This is a genomic window from Sphingomonas panni (assembly GCF_022664435.1).
In the GTDB taxonomy this organism is placed as follows: Bacteria; Pseudomonadota; Alphaproteobacteria; order Sphingomonadales; family Sphingomonadaceae; genus Sphingomonas; species Sphingomonas panni.
This window is the reverse complement of the sequence record NZ_JAKREU010000001.1, coordinates 506,221-524,656: the sequence shown is the minus strand read 5'-3', so window position 1 is coordinate 524,656 and position 18,436 is coordinate 506,221. Positions and strand designations below refer to the sequence as shown.

Below are 18,436 nucleotides of genomic sequence, written 5' to 3'. Positions count from 1 at the left end.
GAGAAACAACCCTAAAGCGACCTTTAATGATAATGGATCGCAAGTGCAATAAATGCAAATGCGGGCGGAAATGCTGGAGCATAGCGCGGCGACTGCTAAAAATTTGCGACTAGGACCGCCGGTTCCGGTGTCAGGCGACGATTCGCGTCGCGGATGCGCGCGACTCTGCTGGAAAGCGGCGCGGGCTTTGCTATGCAGGGCGGGAACAAGCGATCGCTTACAAGGTCTCGTCCATGCCCAACGCCCGTATCTACCAGATTCCGAAGAACGCGATGCAGTCCGGTCGCGCCAAGACGCACACCTGGATGCTGGAGTTCGAACCGGCCGAACCGAAGCAGGCCGATCCGCTGACCGGTTGGGCCGGGTCGGGCGACACGCGTGAGCAGGTGAAGCTGAAATTCCCCTCGCTCGACGCCGCGACCGATTATGCCACGCGGGAGGGGATCGCCTTCCACGTCGTGCCTGCGCCCGAGCGGAAGCTGAAGTTGCAGGCCTATGCGGACAATTTCAAATGATCCGCGGTGTACTGACGCTCGCGGCGATCGCGGCGGCGACGCCCGCCCTCGCCGCAACCCCGATCACGGGCCGCTATTTGACCGAGGACGGTGCCGGCGTGATCGAGGTCGCGCGCTGCGGCGACAAATTATGCGGGCGACTCGTCCGTATCCTGAAGGCCGCGCCGGGTGCGCCGACGACCGACGTCAACAACAGCGACCCTGCACTGCGGTCGCGCCCGATCCTGGGAATGCCGATCCTGTCGGGCTTCGCCGACGCCGGCAGCGACTGGCGTGGCCGCATCTACGACCCGCGCAACGGCAAAAGCTACAAGTCGATCGTGTCGAAGAACGCTGACGGATCGCTCAAGGTGCAGGGCTGCATCGCGTTCTTCTGCCAGACGCAGGTGTGGAAACCGGCGCGCTGACGCTCACGCCGCCAGCGGGGTCGCGGGCAGGATAATCGGCGGCAGCGCGCAAAAGCCGGGTCGGGCGAGTAGATAGCCCTGGATATAGCGAATGCCGATCGCGCGCAGCACGGCATATTCCTCGGCCGTCTCGACGCCCTCGGCGATGATCTCCATGCCGAGCGATGTGGCGATCCGCACCATCCCCTCGACGATCAGCCGTCGGGGAACGCTGACGTCGATCCCGCGGATCAGGTCCATGTCGAGCTTCAGATAGTCGGTCTGGAAATTGGCGAGCAGCCCCAGGCCCGCATGACCCGCGCCGAAATCGTCCAACGCCGTGGCAAAGCCCATCGCGCGATAGCTGTCGACGATGGTGCGGACATGGTCGGTGTCGGCCATCTCCTCATTCTCGGTGAATTCGAAGATCAGCCGGTCGGTGGGAAAGGCATGGGTCCGCGCCGCCGCCAAGGTGGCCTGGATGCAGGCGACGGGTGAATAGACTGCATTGGGAAGGAAGTTGATCGACAGCCTTGCCCCGGTCGACAGGATGCCCGCGGCCACCGCCCCGGCGATCGCAGCCGTGCGGCATTGCTGGTCGAAGGCGTAGCGATTGTCGGGCGTGACCTGCGCCAGTATCTGCGCCGCGCCTTCGCCATTCCGGCCGCGCACCAGTGCCTCGAACGCGAAGGGCAGGCCGGTATCGGCGTCGACGATCGGCTGAAACGCCATCGCGATCGCGAAATCGGGTTGGTCTTCGCGGCAACCCTTGCAGCCTGATCGCATGGTTTAGGTGGTCCCTTCTCCCACCGGCGTAGGGGAGCGGGGTTTCGAGGTCGTTAACCTGGATCGGGCGGATGCGAAAAAGGCCGGAAGGGGGTGTTCCCTTCCGGCCTTTTTTTGTTGGGTAAGAACCGGCGACGGCAAAGCCGCCGCCCGTCGGTCGCCCCGTAAGGGGCACCGGCCGTTCTGATTTCGTGTCCGGGGCAGGTTTTCCTGCCCCGGTCCGAAATCAGAAGTCCATGCCGCCCATGCCGCCCATGCCGCCGCCGGCAGGCATCGACGGAGCCTTGTCTTCCGGCAGTTCCGAAACGGTCGCTTCGGTGGTGATGAGCAGGCCGGCGACCGACGCCGCGTTCTGCAGCGCGGTGCGGACGACCTTGGTCGGGTCGATCACGCCGGCGGCGACCAGGTTCTCATACTGGTCGGTCGAGGCGTTGAAGCCGAACGAGGTGTCGCTCTGGTCGAGCAGCTTGCCCGACACGACCGCACCGTCATGGCCGGCATTCTGCGCGATCTGACGCACCAGCGCGGTCAGCGACTTGCGGACGATGTCGACGCCGCGCGTCTGGTCGTCGTTCACGCCGGTCACGCCTTCGAGCGCCTTGGTCGCGTACAGCAGCGCGGTGCCGCCGCCCGGAACGATGCCTTCTTCAACGGCTGCGCGGGTCGCGTGCAGCGCGTCGTCGACGCGGTCCTTGCGCTCCTTCACCTCGACCTCGGTCGCACCGCCGACCTTGATGACCGCGACGCCACCGGCGAGCTTCGCCAGACGCTCCTGCAGCTTTTCACGGTCATAGTCGCTGGTGGTGACTTCGATCTGCTGGCGGATCGCGTCGGTGCGGCCCTTGATCGCATCGGCTTCACCCGCACCATCGACGATGGTGGTGTTGTCCTTGTCGATCGTGACGCGCTTGGCGGTGCCGAGCATACCGAGCGTGACGGTCTCGAGCTTGATGCCGAGGTCTTCCGAGATGACTTCGCCCTTGGTCAGGATCGCGATGTCTTCCAGCATCGCCTTGCGACGATCGCCGAAGCCCGGTGCCTTGACCGCCGCGACCTTCAGGCCGCCGCGCAGCTTGTTGACGACGAGGGTCGCCAGCGCTTCGCCTTCGATATCCTCGGCGATGATGAGGAGCGGACGGCCCGACTGCACCACCGCTTCGAGGATCGGCAGCATCGCCTGCAGCGACGACAGCTTCTTCTCGTGGATCAGGATGTACGGGTCGTTCAGTTCGACCTGCATCTTTTCCGGGTTGGTGATGAAGTAGGGCGACAGGTAGCCACGGTCGAACTGCATGCCTTCGACGACGTCGAGTTCGAATTCGAGACCCTTGGCCTCCTCGACGGTGATGACGCCTTCCTTGCCGACCTTTTCCATGGCTTCGGCGATCTTTTCGCCGACTTCACGGTCGCCATTGGCCGAAATGATGCCGACCTGCGCGACTTCGGCCGAACCCGAAACCGGCTTCGAACGCGACTTCACGTCCTCGACGACCTTGGTCACGGCGATGTCGATGCCGCGCTTCAGGTCCATCGGGTTCATGCCGGCGGCAACCGACTTCATGCCTTCACGGACAATGGCCTGTGCCAGCACGGTGGCGGTGGTGGTGCCGTCGCCCGCGATGTCGTTGGTCTTCGAGGCCACTTCGCGCACCATCTGCGCGCCCATGTTCTCGAACTTGTCCTTCAGTTCGATTTCCTTGGCGACCGACACACCGTCCTTGGTGATGCGGGGCGCGCCGAACGACTTGTCGATGACGACGTTGCGGCCCTTCGGCCCGAGCGTGACCTTCACCGCGTCGGCGAGGATGTCGACGCCGCGCAGGATGCGTTCGCGGGCGTCACGACCGAATTTTACGTCCTTGGCTGCCATGATGGGCTACCCTTTCAAATGTCAAAGTTCACAAAGTTCACACTCGCCACGCAAGTGTGACCGGATCGGAATCGGTCGCTCAGCCAACGATGCCGAGGATGTCCGATTCCTTCATGATGAGCAGGTCTTCGCCGTTGACCTTGACCTCGGTGCCCGACCACTTGCCGAACAGGATGCGGTCGCCGGCCTTGACGTCGAGCGGGGCGACCTCGCCCTTGTCGTTCTTGGCACCGGCACCGGCGGCGACGACTTCGCCTTCCTGCGGCTTTTCCTTGGCCGTGTCGGGGATGATGATCCCGCCGAGCGTCTTCTCTTCGGCTTCGACGCGGCGGACGAGCACGCGGTCGTGCAGCGGACGGAAGTTCATGCGCGATTCCCTTTGCGATAACTGAACATGTCTTGGCACTCGCCCGGGGGGAGTGCCAGCGCCCCGGATATGTGGAGCCGTTCAGCCACCGTCAAGCGGCGCGGGAACAAATTTGATGCTGATGTGTGCCGGCGGTCAGACGGACCGAACGAGGCCCAGTTTCTCCCGCCGCCGCCAGCGATCGACCAGCAGCAGTGCGACGACCAGCAGCCCGAAGGCGAGGCCGATCCACACGCCGACCCCGGCGAGCGACGTCCAGAAGCCGAGCGCGACCGACACGCTGAAGCCCACCGCCCAGTAACCGATCAGCGCGATCACCATCGGCACCCGCGTATCCTGCACGCCGCGCAACACGCCCGCCGCCACCGCCTGCGCGCCGTCGGCGAGCTGGAAGATGGCGGCGATCGCCAGATATTGCAGCGCCAACGCGATCATCGCCGCATTGGCCGGCGCTTGCGTATCGACATAGACCGACAGGAAGGCGCGCGGGAACAGCCAGAGCAGCAGCGCGGTGAACCCCATGAAGCCGGTGCCGACCGCCAGCGCCGACCAGCCCGCACGGGCAATCCACAGCCGGTCGCGCGCACCATAGGCCAGCCCCACGCGGATCGTCGCCGCCTGCGCGATGCCGAACGGCACCTGGAACAGGAAGGCGGCGATCTGCAGCGCGATGGCGTGGGCCGCGACCTCGGTCACGCCGATCCGCCCCATCAGGAACCCGGCAGCCGAGAACAGCGCGCCCTCGAAGGTCATGGTGGCCGCGATCGGCACGCCCAGCACGAAAATCTGGCGCAGCCGCGACCATTCGCCGCGCCACCAGTTGCCGAACAGGCGGAAGCGCCGCAGCCGCCGGTCGACGACCAGCACCGCAGCATAGGCGAGCATCATCGCGGTCGCGGTCGAGAGGCTGGCGATCGCCGATCCCTCCAGCCCCAGCGCCGGAAAGCCGAGATTGCCGAACACCAGCAGCCAGTTGACGAGGATCGACACGCCCAGCCCCATCGCGGTGATCGCCATCGCCCAGCCGGGCCGGCCGAGCGCCGAGGCGGTGATCCGCATGACGGTGCCGGCCAGCGCCGGGATCATCGCCCACAGCAAGATGTCGAGAAAGGCGTCGGTCCGCGCCGCGACGCGCGCATCCTGTCCGGCGAGCAGCAGCAGGCTTTCCCCATGCGCCATCAGCGCCATGAAGGGGATGCTGCCGAGTACCGCGATCCATGCCGCCATGCGGAACGACCGGCGCACCTCGCGCACGGCATGACGGCGCTGTCCCAGTTCGGCGGCGATGATCGGGGCCGCCGCGCCGACCAGCCCGGACAGGGCGAACAGGATGACGCTGTAGACATAGACGCCGAGCGTCGCGGCGGCGAGTTCGACCTCGCCCAGCCGCGCGACGAACACCACATCGACGGCATAGACCGCCATCTGCAACAGGTTCGCGCCCACCAGCGGTGCGGCGAGGCGCAGCGTCGCGGCCAGTTCGGCGCGGGCGGTCGCAGGCGCGGCGGGGGCGGCGGCGTGGGTCATGGGTGGGCGTGTACTGCGGGATGGCGTCGAAAGGAACCGTTCGGGCCATGGGGACCATCGTCACCCCGGCGAGGGTTGCGGTCCCGTGCGGTGAGGTGCGCGTTTCCTGACCGGGATGACGTGGGGGGAATGGATCGGATTTCGTCATTCCCGCGCAGGCGGGAATCCATTCACGCCGACGTTTCGGCAGGAATCGCGTGGGTGGCGTTTATGGACTCCCGCCTTCGCGGGAGTGACGAGCGGGGGAGGGGTACGCTTCCAGGTGAATTGGGGGGTGCCCCGGCAGAAGGCGCTTTCGTCACCCCGGGTCAAGCCCGGGGTGACGCTGTAGGAGACCAGATTGTCGAGCGTGCCCGGTCGTGGCACACGCCGCGGCGACCGTGATGCCCGATGACCTTTGCCCCTTTTCCCGGTAGGACGCGGCGATGACCGAACCCGCCGATCCCCGGCCGACCCGCGCGCCGCGTCGCGATGCCGCGCTCCGCCGCGATGCGTTGATCGCCGCCGCCACCGAATGCTTCACGACCCATGGCTATGGCGTGCCGCTGGAAACGATCGCCGCCGCCGCCGGGGTCGGGCGGGCGACGCTCTACCGCAATTTTCCCGACCGGGCGGCGCTGGCGCTCGCCATCTTTTCGCGGGGGGCGGATCGGTTCGAAGCGATGCTGGACCCGGCACTGCCGATCATGGAGACGATCGAGCAGCTGGTGCGGGCTGGTGCGCAGTCGATGACGCTGCTCGCGCGGATCGCGGCCGAACTCCACCTCGACACCGCCAATATCGGCCGGTTCGTCGAACTGCGCGAACGGATGGAGCGCATCCTTACCCCGACACTCATCGCGGCGCAGGCGCGCGGCGAGGTGGCCGACGATGTGTCGCCGCATGACCTGCTGCTGACCATCCGCATGGCCAGCACGCTGGTCCAGCCCTATATGGCCGAGGCCGAGGTCAGCGCACAGCTGGGGGCGGCGTTGCGGCTGCTGCTGAACGGCCTGCGTCCGCGCTGACCGGATCGGTCCAGCCAAGGCCCAGCGCCTTGTTCACCGCGATATAATATTGGGTCAGCTGGGCGCGTGCCTGCGTCACCGCCGCCGTCGCCGACAGCTGCTGCCGCTCGACGTCGAGCTGGTCGATCAGCGTGGTCGTGCCCGCCGCCACGCGCTGCCGGTTGAGCGCGGTGGCGCGCTTCGCGGTCGCCTCCGCCTGCACCAGCTGGCCCAGCTGCCGGCGGCTGTTGCCATAGCGGGACAATGCGGTTTCGGCATCCTGCAACGCGTCGAGCACGGTCTTGCGATAGGTCGCATCGGCCTGGTCGCGCTGTGCCTCGCTGACGCGGGTGGCGGCGCGGTTCCGGCCGAAATCGAGGAACGACCAGCTGAGCGACGGCGCGGCGATGGCGGCGATGTTGCCGAGGTCGAACACGTCGCCGGGCGAGGTGCCGCCAAGGCCGAGCAGCCCGAGGAAGCGGATGCCGGGCAGCTCGCGCGCCTTCGCCACGCCGATCCCGGCGGTGCCGGCGGCGAGCTGGCGTTCGGCGGCGCGGACGTCGGGGCGGCGCGCGATCAGCGATGCCGGATCGCCGACCGCGACCTGCGCCGGGGGCAGCGGAACTGGTGCCACGGCGTTGAGCGTCGTGTCGAGCGCGCCGGGCGTCCGGCCGGTCAGCACCGCCAGCTGGTTCAGATATTCGTCGCGCTGCGCCGCCAGCGGGATCGCCTGCGCGCGCGTATTGTCCAGCTGCGTCTGGAGCCGTTCGACCGAGAGTTGCGAGGCGGTCCCGGCGGCAAGGCGCTGGCGGGTGAGCGTCAGCTGCTGCTGCTGCAACCGGGTGGTCGCGTCGCTCACCGCCATGCGGGCCTGCACGTCGCGCAGGGCGACATAGGCCTGCGCCACGGCGGCGGACAGCGACACCTGCACGTCCGCCAGATCGGCGATGCGCGCCGCTTCGGTCGCGCGAACCTGCTCGATCCGGCGGCGGCCACCCCCGAACAGGTCGAGTTCCCAGCTGGCATTGGCGCCGGCATTGTAGAACTGGACCTCGGTGCCGTCGCCGCCCGGCTCGATCGGCGGCAGTTCGGCGGCGATGACGGTGGCGTTGACGCTGGCGCTGGGCTTCAGTGCGGCGCGCTGCTGGGTCAGCTGGGCCTGCGCCTCGCGCACGCGGGCGACGCCCAGGTCGATGCTGGGGCTGTGCGCCAGCGCGTCGTCGACCAGCCGGTCAAGCAGCGGGTCGTTCAACCCCTCCCACCAGCGGGCGAGGCCGGGGGCGGGGGTGAAGGCGGCATCGGTCGCGCGCGCGAACGACCCGCGCTGCACCGCGTCGGCGGCGGTCGATGGCGGGCCGGCATAGTCCGGGCCGACGGTGCAGGCGCCGAGCAGCAGCAGCGCGGCGAGGGGGAGAGGTCGCAAGGTCATCAATGCACCGTCGCCGGTTTGGCGCCCTTGGGCAGGGGCCGGAGGAACAGGACGAGGGGCAGGACGCAGAAGGTGCCCATGCCCATGATCCAGAAGATGTCGTTATACGTCATGGTCAGCGCCTCGGCCGAAATCTGTTGCGAGAGCAGCCTGAGGCCCGCCGCCGGATCGCCGACCGCGCGGCCCAGCCCCGCGACATAGGTCTGCACATCGGCGCTGTTGGCGTTCAGCGTCTCCTCCATCCGCCGCGAATGGAAATACATCCGCTGGTCCTGCAGGATCGAGATGCCGGCGAGCGAGAAGCTGCCGCCCAGATTGCGGAAGGCGTTGAACAGGCCCGATGCGTCGCCCGCTTCCTCCGGCGGGACCGAACGGACGCACGCCTGGCTGAGGAACAACATGCACAATATCTGGCCGACGCCGCGCAGCAGCTGCGATGCGGTGAAGTCCGGGCCGGAGGATTGCGCGGTGAGGCTGGCGTCGAGCAGCGCCGCGCTGCCCATGATGAGCAGTCCCATCGACACCGCGATGCGGATGTCGATCCGTTTCAGGAGGATCGGGACCATCGTCATCAGGATCAGGCTGGGGATGCCCGACAGCAGCACGACCTTGCCCGCCTGCAACGCGTTATAGTCGGCAAGCGCCGCCAGGAACTGCGGGATGGCGTAGCTGGTGCCGTAGAGGACGACGCCCAGCACGATGCCCATCAGCGCGACCGCCCCGAATTGCCGGTCGAGCAGCAGCTTGAGCTTGATGATCGGGCGCTTCGCCGTCGCCTGTCCTGCAAACAGCAGGGCGAAGCCGACCGCGCTGGTGAACGCCATCCAGCGGATGAGTTCGGAATCGAACCATTGCTCGCGCTGCCCGTCCTCAAGGAACACGGTCAGGCCGCCCAAGCCCAGCGCGAGGCCGGCGATGCCCAGCCAGTCCGCCTCGCGGAACAGGTGCAGCTTCGCCTTTTCATGCGGCAGCCCGACCAGCAGCAGCGTGACGAGGATCGCGCAGATCGGCACGTTCAGGAAGAAGGCGTAATGCCAGCTGATATTCTCGGTCAGCCAGCCGCCGACCAGCGGCCCCAGCACCGGCCCCAGGATCGCGGTCACACCGAACACGGCGATGCCGACCGGCTGCTGGTGCGGGGGCAGGCGCTGGGCGATGATCGTCTGTGCGGTCGGGATCATCGCCCCGCCGGTAAACCCCTGTCCGACCCGGCCGATAATCATCATCGGCAGGGTGGTGGCGATGCCGCACACCACCGAAAACAGCGTGAACAGCGCGGCGGCGATCAGCAGGAAGGTCCGCATCCCCAGCATCCGCTGCAACCAGCCGGCCATCGGGATGATGACGATCTCGGCGACCAGATAGGCGGTGGCGATCCACGTCCCTTCGGTCCCGCTCGCGCCGATCTCGCCCTGGATCGTCGGCAGGGCGGAATTGACGATCGAGATGTCGAGCGTCGCCATCAGCGCGCCGAGATTGCCCGCGATCACCGCCAGCCATGCCGCAAGGTCGGCCTTTTGCGGCGGGGCGGCGGTCACGCCCGCGCCGGCGGTGGCCGCCGTACCGGCCATGTCAGCGCTCCGCCTGCCCGCGCAGCTTCTTCAGGTCGTCGCGCGCGCTGCGGGTGTCGACCGTCACCGACACCGACAGGCCGGGTACCAGCAGGCGGCGGGCCTCCGGCGTCGCCTCGATCGAGATGCGCACCGGCACGCGCTGCGTGATCTTGGTGAAGTTGCCGGTCGCGTTCTGCGGCGGCAGCAGCGAGAATTGCGCACCGGTGCCGGGCGCGAGGCTCTCGACCCGGCCCTTCACCGCCACGCCGTCCAGCGCGTCGACCTCGATCTCGACCGGTTGGCCCGGCCGCATCAGCGCGAGCTGCGTTTCCTTGAAATTGGCGGTGATATAGAGCTTGTCGAGCGGCACGACCGACATCAGGCGCGTGCCGGCCTGCACATATTGGCCGATGGTCACCGTCTTGTCGCCGACGCGCCCGGCGATCGGCGCGGTCAGCTGGGTCGCGCCGACATCGACGCTGGCGGCGGCCAGCTGCGCGCGGGCGGCCTGCCCCTGCGCGCGGCCCTGCGCGACCTGGCTTTGCAGCGAACCGACCCGGCGCTGCTGTGCGGCCACCGCAGCCTCGGCGGCGCGGACATTGTCGGCCGACTGGCGGGCGGTCACCTCCAGCTGGGCCAGCGTCTGGCGGGTTTCGGCACCCGATGCGGCGAGCGGGCGATAGCGTGCGACCTCGGCGGCGTCATAGGCGGCCTTGCTGCGCGCGGCGGCCAGCTGGGCGCGCGCCTGATCGATCGCGGCATATTGTTCGGTGATCTGTGCGCGGGCGGTGTCAGCCTGCGCGCCGGCGACGGCGATCTGCGCCTCGGCCTGCGCGGCCTGTGCGCGGGCATCGCGCGGATCGATGCGGACTAGCGGCTGGCCGGCGGCCACGTCCTGATTCTCGCCAACCAGCACTTCGGCGACATAGCCCGATACACGCGGCGCGATGGTCACCATGTCGGCCTGCACCGTCGCGTCGTCGGTTTCCTCCATGAATTTGCCGACATTCTGATAGTCGATGTACCACCAGCCACCGACCACCGCCGCGACCAGCACCAGCGCGATCAGGATATATTTGGCCCGGCCGTTGCCGCGCTTCGGCTCCGCCGCATCCTGTGCCGGCTGGTCGTCGTGCTGTTGCTCGCTCATCGGTCGCTGATCCGCAATCTCATGCCGGCCCTGTCGCGGCATGGCTCCTATTAAGTGGACGTTTTGTCCACATCAAGGCGGGCTTGTGTGCGCTGCACAAAAAATCAGGCGAGGATGTTGCGATCGGCCATGCGCAGCGTGGCGAGGATGGTGGCGATCACCAGCTGGTCGTCATGGTGCAGGAAATGCCCGCCGGGCAGGCCGACGACCTGCGCATGGCTGCCGCGCAATACCGGACACAGGCTGTCCTCTTCCTCGCGACCATAGATGCAGATGACCGGTGCCCAGTCGAGCGCGCGCATCGTCGCCGCCGGGCGGGCGTCGGGCGTGCCGTGATAGAGGATGCCGGTCGGGTCGGAGCGAAAATAGACGGTCTGCGCCGGCACGACGACACTGATTGCGGCGATCCGCGCACGCAGGTCGGCGGGCAGGTCGGGCGCGGTCGCCGACACCATGTCGGCCCCGAACGACTGGCCCATCAGGATCACCCGCTGCGCGCCGGTCTTGGCCAGCGCGGTGCGGATCGCGCCCGCGACGATCGCGTCGACCTGTTCGCGGGTCTTGCGCGTGCCGAAATTGACCGGCGAGCTGACGCCGACGACCGGGATGCCGTGCGCGGCGAGCGCGGGCACGACCTGACTGCCGAGGCCGAAGCGCAGCCCCATGTCGCCCGAGATATAGACGGCGACGACCGAGGGATGCTTCTTCCCCCCGTCGAACCAGCGCAGCGACTCATTGTCGATCAGGTGCAGCGACGGCGCGGCAAGGCCGAGCAGCACCAGCAGCCCGGCAAGGAGCGCGCCGATGCCGAACCGGCGGCGAAGGCGGCGACGACGGTCGATACGGTTCATGGCTGGGATACTTTCGGTTCGGTCGCGGGCCGCTCGGCGGCGGGGGCGGGAGGAAGGTACAGCGCGGGCTGGGGCCGGGCGATCAGGCGGGAAAGGTCGCGAAGCCCACGCAGCAGGCCGATGCCGCCGGGGCCGGCGATGTAGCGCGGTTCCCATCCCGGCGCGAACTTCTCCTTGTAGGTGCGCAGGCCCCGGAAGCCGTAGAATCGCTCGCCATGGCGGAAGATGAACGCCGCCGCCTTGGCCCAGGCAGGCGCCAGTCGGCGATCCTCGATCCCCGACAGCGGCGCCATGCCGAGCGAGAAGCGGGCATAGCCCTGTTGCTGCGCCCACAGCATCAGGTTGACCAGCAGAAAGTCCATCGTGCCCGGCGGCGTATCGGACCGGTGGCGCATCAGGTCGACCGACGCTTCCTTGCGATTCTCGGTCAGCCACAGATTGGCGAAGGCGACGATGCGGTCGTCGATCGTGACGACCGCCATGTCGAAGAAGGACAGATAGTCGCGGTCGAAATGGCCGAGGCTGAAGCCCTTTTCGCGTTGGGCCTTGGCCTCCAGCCATTCGTCGGACACCGATTCGAGTTCGGGCAGGATCGTGGCCAGTTCGCTGGTGGCGACGATGTGCATCCGGGCGCCCTTGCGCGCCACGGCGCGCTCCGACTTGCGCAGCGCGCGCAGCCGGGGGGTGTCGAGGGCGAAGGTCGTGAGATCGACCACCGCATCCTCGCCATATTTGACGATGCTCAGCCCCATGCCGATCGCGATGTCGAGCACCGGCGAGGAGATCTGGTAGAGCAGCAGCCGCCCCTGATCGCGGTCGGCGAGGTCGCGGAGATTCCACAGCAGCTCGCCCCATGCCTCGCGCGGGCCGACGGGATCGCCCATCACGATCCAGCTGGCGCCATGGACCTGATACATGACGAAGGCGTCGCCGGCGTCGGACAGCAGGAAGCGCTTGTCGCCGGTCAGCGCCAGCATCGTGTCGGTGCGGTTCGCCTGCGCCAGGATGCGGCGGATCGTCGCCGAATCGACCGGCGACAGCGCGCTGCGCGCGGCGGCGGCGGTCGGCGACATCAGCCGCCACACGCACGCCCCGGCCAGCATGACGATCACGCCCAGCGTCGCGCGCAGGAAGCGCGGGGCATCGCTGTGCAGCGCGAATTTCCACCACAGATTCTCGGAATAATCGACATGGCGATAGGCGAAGAACCCCGCCCACACGGTCAGCGCGATGACCGCGGCGACCGACGCGACCCAGCCCGCCCCCACCGGCTGTCCGGTCAGCGTGGTGCGGCGGTAGAAGGCGCTGCGGGTCCATTGCAGCAGCGCGGCGACGGTGAGGCAGGCGGTCGCCTCCTCATAATCCAGCCCCTTGCCGATCGAGAACAGCGCCGCGGCAATCAGCAGCGCGCGGGTGGCGAGGAACGCGCCGTCCAATCGGCGATAAAGGGCGGGTGCGAGCAGCAGCAGCGCGGTGCCGGTCAGGCTGGCGGCGATCGAGCTGAATTCGATCATCGGCAGCGGCAGGATCGCGGCGAGGTCGCCCATGCGCGCCCGGACCGAGGGCAGCGAGCCGGACAGCAGCAGCATCGCACCGGCCATGAAGGTCGCGACGCTCAAGGCCAGCGGGGCGACGCCGGTCGCCACCGCGCGCACGCCCGACAGGAACCGGACCGAGCGCCGCCGTTGCCGTGCGCCCTCGTGCCACGCGAGGACGAGGACGCCGAAGCCGAGCGGCAGCAGATAATAGAGGACGCGGTACGCGATCAGCGCGGCGAACAATGTCGCACGGTCGACGGGCACGACCGCCAGCACCACCGCCTCGAACACGCCGATCCCGCCGGGGACATGGGTCACCACCGCCGCGACGATGCCCAGCGTATAGGCGAGGATGAAGGCCGGCAGCAGCGCGGGCGCGGCACCGGGGATCAGGACGAACAGCGCGGCGCTGGCACAGGCGATGTCGACCAGCGCGATGGCGATCTGCAGCAGCAGCAGCCCCGGGCTGGGCAGCGGCAGGGTGAAGCCGAACAGGCGGATCGGCGCGCGCACCACCGCACAGGCGCCCAGCAGCGCCACGGTCAGCGCGGCGATCGCCCAGCCGGCGAATTGTACCTCCCCGGCGGACAGGCGCAGCCCGGCCAGGTCGAGCGCGCCGGGATGCAGCAGCAGCGCGACCCCGGTGACGCTGACCACCCCGGCCCAGAAGGTGCCGCTGGCGATCGCCACCACGCGGGCGACATCGGGGCCGTCCAGCCCGGCGGCGCTGTAGATGCGGTAGCGCGCCGACCCGCCGGTCAGCAGCGCGAGGCCGAGATTGTGGCTGAGCGTATAGCTGGTGAACGAGGCGAGCGCGGCGGTGCGCCACGGCAGCGGGCGGCCGATGGTGTGCAGCGCCAGGAGGTCGTAGAAGGTCAGCGCCAGATAGCTGCCGGCGGTCGCCAGCAGCGCCAGCGCGATCTTGGTCCCCGACAGGTCGTGCAGCGCGCTGCGCACATCGGCGAAGCGGATTTCCTGCGTCAGATGCTGGAGCGCGGCGAAGCCCAGCGCGATCAGCGCCAGCACCACCAGCACTCCGATCGGCGTGCGATGGCGTTCGATCAGGCGGCGCAGCTCAGCCATGGGGCACCTGCGCGATGCGCGACCAGTTCTGGCTGCGGCAGATCACACCGCCCCACAGGCAGCCGCGAATCCGGAGCGTATCGGCATCGGGCAGGTCGATGCGCGAGGCGAAGCGGCGGCCCATGTCGGGCACGAACACCGTGCCGGTCCACGCCCCACTGCCATCGGCGGCATAATCCTCCAGCAATTCGGTGCCGAGCAGCCGTTCGACGCCGCCATCCTTCGCATCGGCACGTGCCCCGGCGCTGGCCCATACGACCCAGCCGCACAGCCGCGCCCCGCACGGGGCGGTGCGCACCGCGACATTGTTGTGCGGGCTCAGCCACAGGCCGGCGGGCGACGGCCCCGGCGCATTGGCCCCGGCCGGCAGCGCGACCGCCATGCCCAGCGCCGCCACGATCCCGCTCCACACCCGCATCGTTCGAATCCCCTTCATGGACCGGGGGATAGCGGCGCGCGAATTGCCGGCGGTTCAGCGCGCGCTGAACAATCGGTAATGTTGGGAGGGCCTCTTCGTCATTCCCGCGAAGGCGGGAATCCCTAACCGCTAACGCTGGAGAAAGATTCGCCGGCGCCGGTGCATATGGACCCCCGCCTGCGCGGGGGTGACGAACCGGGCGGGATGTTACCGGTTCAGCGAATAGGTGATGATGAAGCAGGCGGCGGTCAGCAGCAGCATCGCGGCGATGAAGGTCGCATCGGCGATTCGCTCCAGCCAGTGCAGCCGCCTGGTGCCCTGTACGCGCAACGCGAAATAGGAACTGAGCGTTGCGATGAGGAACAGCAGGGCATCGATCGACAACAGGTCGTCGGCCACCGTCTGCCGCGCGCGAAGGGTCAGGGTGACATGCAGCAGGCCGATTCCCGTCAGGCACACGCCGACCATCGCCGATGCGATCGGGCAGATCATCCGGCAGGTCCGTTCGTCGAGCGCGATCCGCGCCCGGTTGCGCCCGCGCTGCGCCGGCGGGTTGCGATCGTCCATGGCGACTCCTTTGCCGCGCCGCACAGCATCGCCCGATGCCGCGCCGTCAAGCGGGAAATCGCCGCTGATCCTTTGGTCGCATGTGGCGGCGGTGCAACGCCGGCGGCGGAAAACGGGGATTTCGCGCATCATATCGCCAAAGCGGATTCGGTCCGCTATGGGCCGCATCGCCCGATCGCGATGCCGACGCGCCGGGCGTGCGGCGCTTATCCAAGCTGTCACACTTCGCCGATAGGGCGACATGTTCATTCGGCAGGGGAATTTCGATGACGAGCGCAGCGCTGGAGCGGGATGGACGCCCCGGCCCGAAACTGGACGACGGCTTCGGCCGCGCCGGTACGTTTGGATTCGCCACGGCGATCGTCGCCGCTCTCGGCTATGTCGTCTACAACGTCTATCACGATGCGGCGGCGGCCAGCGTCGATCCGCTGACGCTGATGCCCTTCGCGCTGCTGGTGCTCGCGCTGATTATAGCGCTGGGCTTCGAATTCGTGAACGGCTTCCACGACACCGCCAACGCGGTCGCGACCGTGATCTACACCAACTCGATGCCCGCCCATGTCGCGGTGGTGTGGTCGGGCGTCTTCAACTTCCTCGGCGTGCTGCTGTCGACCGGCGCGGTCGCGTTCGGCATCATCTCGCTGCTGCCGATCGAACTGATCCTGCAGGTCGGCTCGTCGTCCGGCTTCGCGATGGTGTTCGCGCTGCTGATCGCGGCGATCGTGTGGAACCTCGCCACCTGGGCGCTGGGCATCCCGTCCTCGTCGTCGCACACGCTGATCGGCTCGATCATCGGCGTCGGCGTCGCCAATGCGATCCTGCAGGGGCGCAACGGATCGGCCGGCGTCGACTGGGACAAGGCGACCGAGATCGGCAAGGCGCTGCTGGTGTCGCCGATGATCGGCTTCGGCATGGCGGCGCTGCTGTTCCTCGCGATGAAGACGCTGGTCCGCAACCGCGCGCTGTACGAGGCGCCGGTCGGCGACACGCCGCCGCCGCTGTGGATTCGCGCGTTGCTGATCTTCACCTGCACCGGCGTCAGCTTCGCCCACGGATCGAACGACGGGCAGAAGGGCATGGGCCTCATCATGCTGATCCTGATCGGCACGGTGCCCACCGCCTATGCGCTGAACCGGGCGGTGCCGGCGCAATATGAGGCGCAGTTCGCGACCAACAGCGCAGCCGCCGTGCGCGTGCTGACGCCGCAGGGTGACGGTGCCGTGTCCGACGACGCGACCGCGCGTGCCCAGGCGCAGCGTTACATCACCGAGCGCAAGCTGACTCCCGAAACCGTGCCCGCCGTCACCGCCATGGTCGGCGCGATCGAGCAGCAGGTCCGCGAATATGGCACGCTGGCCAAGGTGCCGGCGGCGGTCAGCGGCAACATGCGCAACGACATGTACCTGACCTCGGAAGCGGTGAAGCGGCTGTCGAAGGAATCGTCGCTGTCGCTGACCGAAGCCGACAAGAAGGTCCTGACCGACTATCGCGGGTCGCTCGACGCCGGCACGCGCTTCATCCCGCTATGGGTCAAGGTTGCGGTCGCCTTCGCGCTGGGTCTCGGCACCATGGTCGGTTGGAAGCGGATCGTCGTGACCGTCGGGGAAAAGATCGGCAAGACCCACCTGACCTATGCGCAGGGCGCGTCGGCCGAGCTGGTGGCGATGGGCACGATCTTCGGTGCCGACAGCCTCGGCCTGCCGGTATCGACCACCCATGTCCTGTCGTCCGGCGTCGCCGGCACGATGGCGGCGAACCGGTCGGGGCTGCAGGTATCGACGGTGCGCAACCTGCTGATGGCATGGGTGCTGACGCTGCCGGTGTCGGTGTTGCTGTCGGGATCGCTCTACCTGCTGCTCAACCGCATCTTCTGACGTACCGGGCGGGGAGCGAGCGATGCCGACCTCCCCGCCGCTGCGCCGCGACCCCGTGGCATGGGCGATCCTGATCCTGGTGTGGTTTTCCTGCGCGTGGTTCGGGTCGTGGGAATTCAATCCCAACAACGCCGTCCGCATGTTCGCCACGCTGTCGCTGGTCGAGGACGGTGACGCCACCATCGACGAATATGCCGCGCTGACGATCGACAAGGCGCATTTCGGCGACCATTATTATTCGGACAAGGCACCGGGCATTTCGGTGCTGGGCATCCCGGCGGTCGCGCTGGCCGATGCCGTGTCGGGGCAGAGCGCCCATGACTTCGTGCCCGGCTTCGAGAATCGCGAGTTCAACCGCTTCCTGAAAATCCGCATCCGGCTGGTCGCGGTCACCGTCTGCGCGCTGCTCACCGCGCTGGCGGCGATGCTGCTCTACGATCTGGTGCGCGGGGTGACCGGCGATGCGGAGGCCGGGGCGGTCGCTGCGCTGTCCTATGGGCTGGGGACGACGGTCTGGGGATGGTCGACCACGATCTTCGGCCATGCCCCGGTCGCCGCGTTGCTGGTGATCGCCACCTGGGCGGTGTGGCGCGGGACCGGGCCGGGGCGATCATGGGTCCATGCGGTCGTGGCGGGGCTGGCGCTCGGCTGGGCGGTGCTGATCGAGCATTCGGCGCTGATCGCCGGATTGCCGGTCGCGGGCTTCGCGCTGTGGCGGCTGCGCGACCTGCCGCGCGGTGAGGCGGTACGGACCGTCCTGATCGCGCTGGCGACGGGGGCGAGCGCACTGGTCGTGCTGGTCGGCTACAATCTGCTCGCCTTCGGCACGGTGTTTCGCCTCGGCTATTCGGGCGTCACCGACTTTGCGGGGATGCAGGAGGGGCTGTTCGGGCTGACCTATCCCAAGTCCTATGTCCTCTACGAACTGATCCTGGGCGAACGGCGCGGGATGCTGTGGGTCGCGCCGATCCTGATCGTCGCCCCCTTCGGCCTCCGGATGTTGCTGCGCGATCCGGCGACCCGCGCCATCGGGTGGCTGGCGGTCGCGGGGGCGGCTGTGCCGTTCCTCATCAACGCCAGCTATTATTACTGGGACGGCGGCAACGCGACCGGCCCGCGCCATGCGCTGCCGGCGGTCGGGTTCCTGTGCATCGGCATCGGGGCGTTCTGGGCGCGGGCGACGCGCTGGTCGCGGATGGCGGTGGCGGCGTTGCTGGCGGGGTCGGTCGTGCTCAACATGGCGATCGCCAGTGCCGAGATCACCGCCCCGGCCGACGAACCGCGCGCGCTGGCGGTGGCGGTGTTCGGCGCGCGGTTCGATCCGGGCTATCTGCGCACCGTCGCCGATGAATGGCTGGGCTATACGCCGTGGCAGGGGCTGGCGATCTGGGCTGTCGTTGCCGGGGTGCTGACGGTCGCGCTGGCCGGGTTGGTTCGGCGAAATACCGTCTTGTCGTCATCCCGGACTTGATCCGGGGTCCCGCTTTCCGTTCCACGGCAGCTGAAGAACCGGGACGCCGGGTCAAGCCCAGGGTG

Annotated in this window: 16 protein-coding genes; 5 read left to right on the top strand and 11 right to left on the bottom strand. The window is 68.2% G+C overall.

The features are described 5' to 3' along the window. The first annotated feature begins 233 nt into the window (after nt 1-233). Together MF609_RS02630 and MF609_RS02625 are read left to right on the top strand one after the other, a co-directional pair. Nucleotides 234-515 (top strand): ETC complex I subunit, encoded by a 282-nt coding sequence (locus tag MF609_RS02630; protein WP_066692775.1) that lies wholly within the window; start codon nt 234-236, stop codon nt 513-515. Continuing rightward, entirely contained in the window at nt 512-922 is a 411-nt protein-coding gene (locus MF609_RS02625; protein ID WP_242414753.1) for a DUF2147 domain-containing protein, read from the top strand. The genes MF609_RS02630 and MF609_RS02625 overlap by 4 nt, the downstream gene beginning before the upstream one ends. 3 nt (nt 923-925) lie before the next feature. Here the strand turns inward: MF609_RS02625 and MF609_RS02620 are convergent, their stop codons facing one another. The 4 genes from MF609_RS02620 to MF609_RS02605 form a co-directional block, all read right to left on the bottom strand. Continuing rightward, nucleotides 926-1,687, bottom strand: a complete 762-nt coding sequence (locus tag MF609_RS02620) for an EAL domain-containing protein (protein ID WP_473829123.1) — start codon at nt 1,685-1,687, stop codon at nt 926-928. 226 nt (nt 1,688-1,913) lie between these two features. Further along, nucleotides 1,914-3,557 (bottom strand): chaperonin GroEL, encoded by a 1,644-nt coding sequence (gene groL / locus MF609_RS02615; protein WP_242414751.1) that lies wholly within the window; start codon nt 3,555-3,557, stop codon nt 1,914-1,916. Between the two features lie 79 nt (nt 3,558-3,636). After that, complete coding sequence (groES, locus tag MF609_RS02610; protein WP_066692772.1) at nt 3,637-3,924, bottom strand: co-chaperone GroES; 288 nt, start codon at nt 3,922-3,924, stop codon at nt 3,637-3,639. Nucleotides 3,925-4,059: 135 nt separating this feature from the next. Then, the gene (locus MF609_RS02605; RefSeq protein WP_242414750.1) at nt 4,060-5,451 is read right to left on the bottom strand and encodes an MATE family efflux transporter; all 1,392 of its coding nucleotides are present in this window, start codon (nt 5,449-5,451) and stop codon (nt 4,060-4,062) included. Between the two features lie 425 nt (nt 5,452-5,876). Between MF609_RS02605 and MF609_RS02600 the strand changes: the two genes are divergently transcribed. Further along, on the top strand, nt 5,877-6,458 hold the full coding sequence (locus MF609_RS02600; protein WP_242414749.1) for a TetR/AcrR family transcriptional regulator: 582 nt from the start codon (nt 5,877-5,879) through the stop codon (nt 6,456-6,458). Here MF609_RS02600 and MF609_RS02595 read toward each other — a convergent pair. The 7 genes from MF609_RS02595 to MF609_RS02565 form a co-directional block, all read right to left on the bottom strand. Beyond that, entirely contained in the window at nt 6,400-7,866 is a 1,467-nt protein-coding gene (locus MF609_RS02595) for an efflux transporter outer membrane subunit (RefSeq protein ID WP_242414748.1), read from the bottom strand. The genes MF609_RS02600 and MF609_RS02595 overlap by 59 nt on opposite strands. Continuing rightward, complete coding sequence (locus MF609_RS02590; protein ID WP_242414747.1) at nt 7,866-9,437, bottom strand: MDR family MFS transporter; 1,572 nt, start codon at nt 9,435-9,437, stop codon at nt 7,866-7,868. The genes MF609_RS02595 and MF609_RS02590 overlap by 1 nt, the downstream gene beginning before the upstream one ends. 1 nt (nt 9,438) lies before the next feature. Continuing rightward, nucleotides 9,439-10,569 carry an HlyD family secretion protein gene (locus MF609_RS02585; protein ID WP_242414746.1) on the bottom strand — a complete coding sequence of 377 codons (1,131 nt, stop codon included), beginning with the start codon at nt 10,567-10,569 and terminating at the stop codon, nt 9,439-9,441. Between the two features lie 104 nt (nt 10,570-10,673). After that, the gene (locus MF609_RS02580; RefSeq protein ID WP_242414745.1) at nt 10,674-11,420 is read right to left on the bottom strand and encodes a virulence factor; all 747 of its coding nucleotides are present in this window, start codon (nt 11,418-11,420) and stop codon (nt 10,674-10,676) included. Further along, entirely contained in the window at nt 11,417-14,041 is a 2,625-nt protein-coding gene (gene mprF, locus MF609_RS02575; RefSeq protein WP_242414744.1) for a bifunctional lysylphosphatidylglycerol flippase/synthetase MprF, read from the bottom strand. Before mprF ends, MF609_RS02580 begins: the two co-directional genes overlap by 4 nt. Then, a complete protein-coding gene (locus tag MF609_RS02570) occupies nt 14,034-14,459 on the bottom strand; it encodes a DUF2147 domain-containing protein (protein ID WP_242414743.1) in 426 nt (141 codons plus the stop codon). Before MF609_RS02570 ends, mprF begins: the two co-directional genes overlap by 8 nt. 207 nt (nt 14,460-14,666) lie before the next feature. Beyond that, nucleotides 14,667-15,026 carry a hypothetical protein gene (locus MF609_RS02565; protein WP_242414742.1) on the bottom strand — a complete coding sequence of 120 codons (360 nt, stop codon included), beginning with the start codon at nt 15,024-15,026 and terminating at the stop codon, nt 14,667-14,669. 266 nt (nt 15,027-15,292) lie between these two features. Between MF609_RS02565 and MF609_RS02560 the strand changes: the two genes are divergently transcribed. After that, entirely contained in the window at nt 15,293-16,900 is a 1,608-nt protein-coding gene (locus tag MF609_RS02560) for an inorganic phosphate transporter (protein ID WP_242414741.1), read from the top strand. A 22-nt stretch (nt 16,901-16,922) separates the two neighbouring features. Next, nucleotides 16,923-18,371 carry a hypothetical protein gene (locus MF609_RS02555; protein ID WP_242414740.1) on the top strand — a complete coding sequence of 483 codons (1,449 nt, stop codon included), beginning with the start codon at nt 16,923-16,925 and terminating at the stop codon, nt 18,369-18,371. Nucleotides 18,372-18,436: the final 65 nt, after the last annotated feature.

What these genes read in the sequence shown, in the direction of transcription:
- MF609_RS02630 (WP_066692775.1), top strand. Translation starts at nt 234, where the DNA reads ATGCCCAACGCCCGTATCTACCAGATTCCGAAGAACGCGATGCAGTCC.
- MF609_RS02625 (WP_242414753.1), top strand. Translation starts at nt 512, where the DNA reads ATGATCCGCGGTGTACTGACGCTCGCGGCGATCGCGGCGGCGACGCCC.
- MF609_RS02620 (WP_473829123.1), bottom strand. Translation starts at nt 1,687, where the DNA reads ATGCGATCAGGCTGCAAGGGTTGCCGCGAAGACCAACCCGATTTCGCG.
- groL (WP_242414751.1), bottom strand. Translation starts at nt 3,557, where the DNA reads ATGGCAGCCAAGGACGTAAAATTCGGTCGTGACGCCCGCGAACGCATC.
- groES (WP_066692772.1), bottom strand. Translation starts at nt 3,924, where the DNA reads ATGAACTTCCGTCCGCTGCACGACCGCGTGCTCGTCCGCCGCGTCGAA.
- MF609_RS02605 (WP_242414750.1), bottom strand. Translation starts at nt 5,451, where the DNA reads ATGACCCACGCCGCCGCCCCCGCCGCGCCTGCGACCGCCCGCGCCGAA.
- MF609_RS02600 (WP_242414749.1), top strand. Translation starts at nt 5,877, where the DNA reads ATGACCGAACCCGCCGATCCCCGGCCGACCCGCGCGCCGCGTCGCGAT.
- MF609_RS02595 (WP_242414748.1), bottom strand. Translation starts at nt 7,866, where the DNA reads ATGACCTTGCGACCTCTCCCCCTCGCCGCGCTGCTGCTGCTCGGCGCC.
- MF609_RS02590 (WP_242414747.1), bottom strand. Translation starts at nt 9,437, where the DNA reads ATGGCCGGTACGGCGGCCACCGCCGGCGCGGGCGTGACCGCCGCCCCG.
- MF609_RS02585 (WP_242414746.1), bottom strand. Translation starts at nt 10,569, where the DNA reads ATGAGCGAGCAACAGCACGACGACCAGCCGGCACAGGATGCGGCGGAG.
- MF609_RS02580 (WP_242414745.1), bottom strand. Translation starts at nt 11,420, where the DNA reads ATGAACCGTATCGACCGTCGTCGCCGCCTTCGCCGCCGGTTCGGCATC.
- mprF (WP_242414744.1), bottom strand. Translation starts at nt 14,041, where the DNA reads ATGGCTGAGCTGCGCCGCCTGATCGAACGCCATCGCACGCCGATCGGA.
- MF609_RS02570 (WP_242414743.1), bottom strand. Translation starts at nt 14,459, where the DNA reads ATGCGGGTGTGGAGCGGGATCGTGGCGGCGCTGGGCATGGCGGTCGCG.
- MF609_RS02565 (WP_242414742.1), bottom strand. Translation starts at nt 15,026, where the DNA reads ATGGACGATCGCAACCCGCCGGCGCAGCGCGGGCGCAACCGGGCGCGG.
- MF609_RS02560 (WP_242414741.1), top strand. Translation starts at nt 15,293, where the DNA reads ATGACGAGCGCAGCGCTGGAGCGGGATGGACGCCCCGGCCCGAAACTG.
- MF609_RS02555 (WP_242414740.1), top strand. Translation starts at nt 16,923, where the DNA reads ATGCCGACCTCCCCGCCGCTGCGCCGCGACCCCGTGGCATGGGCGATC.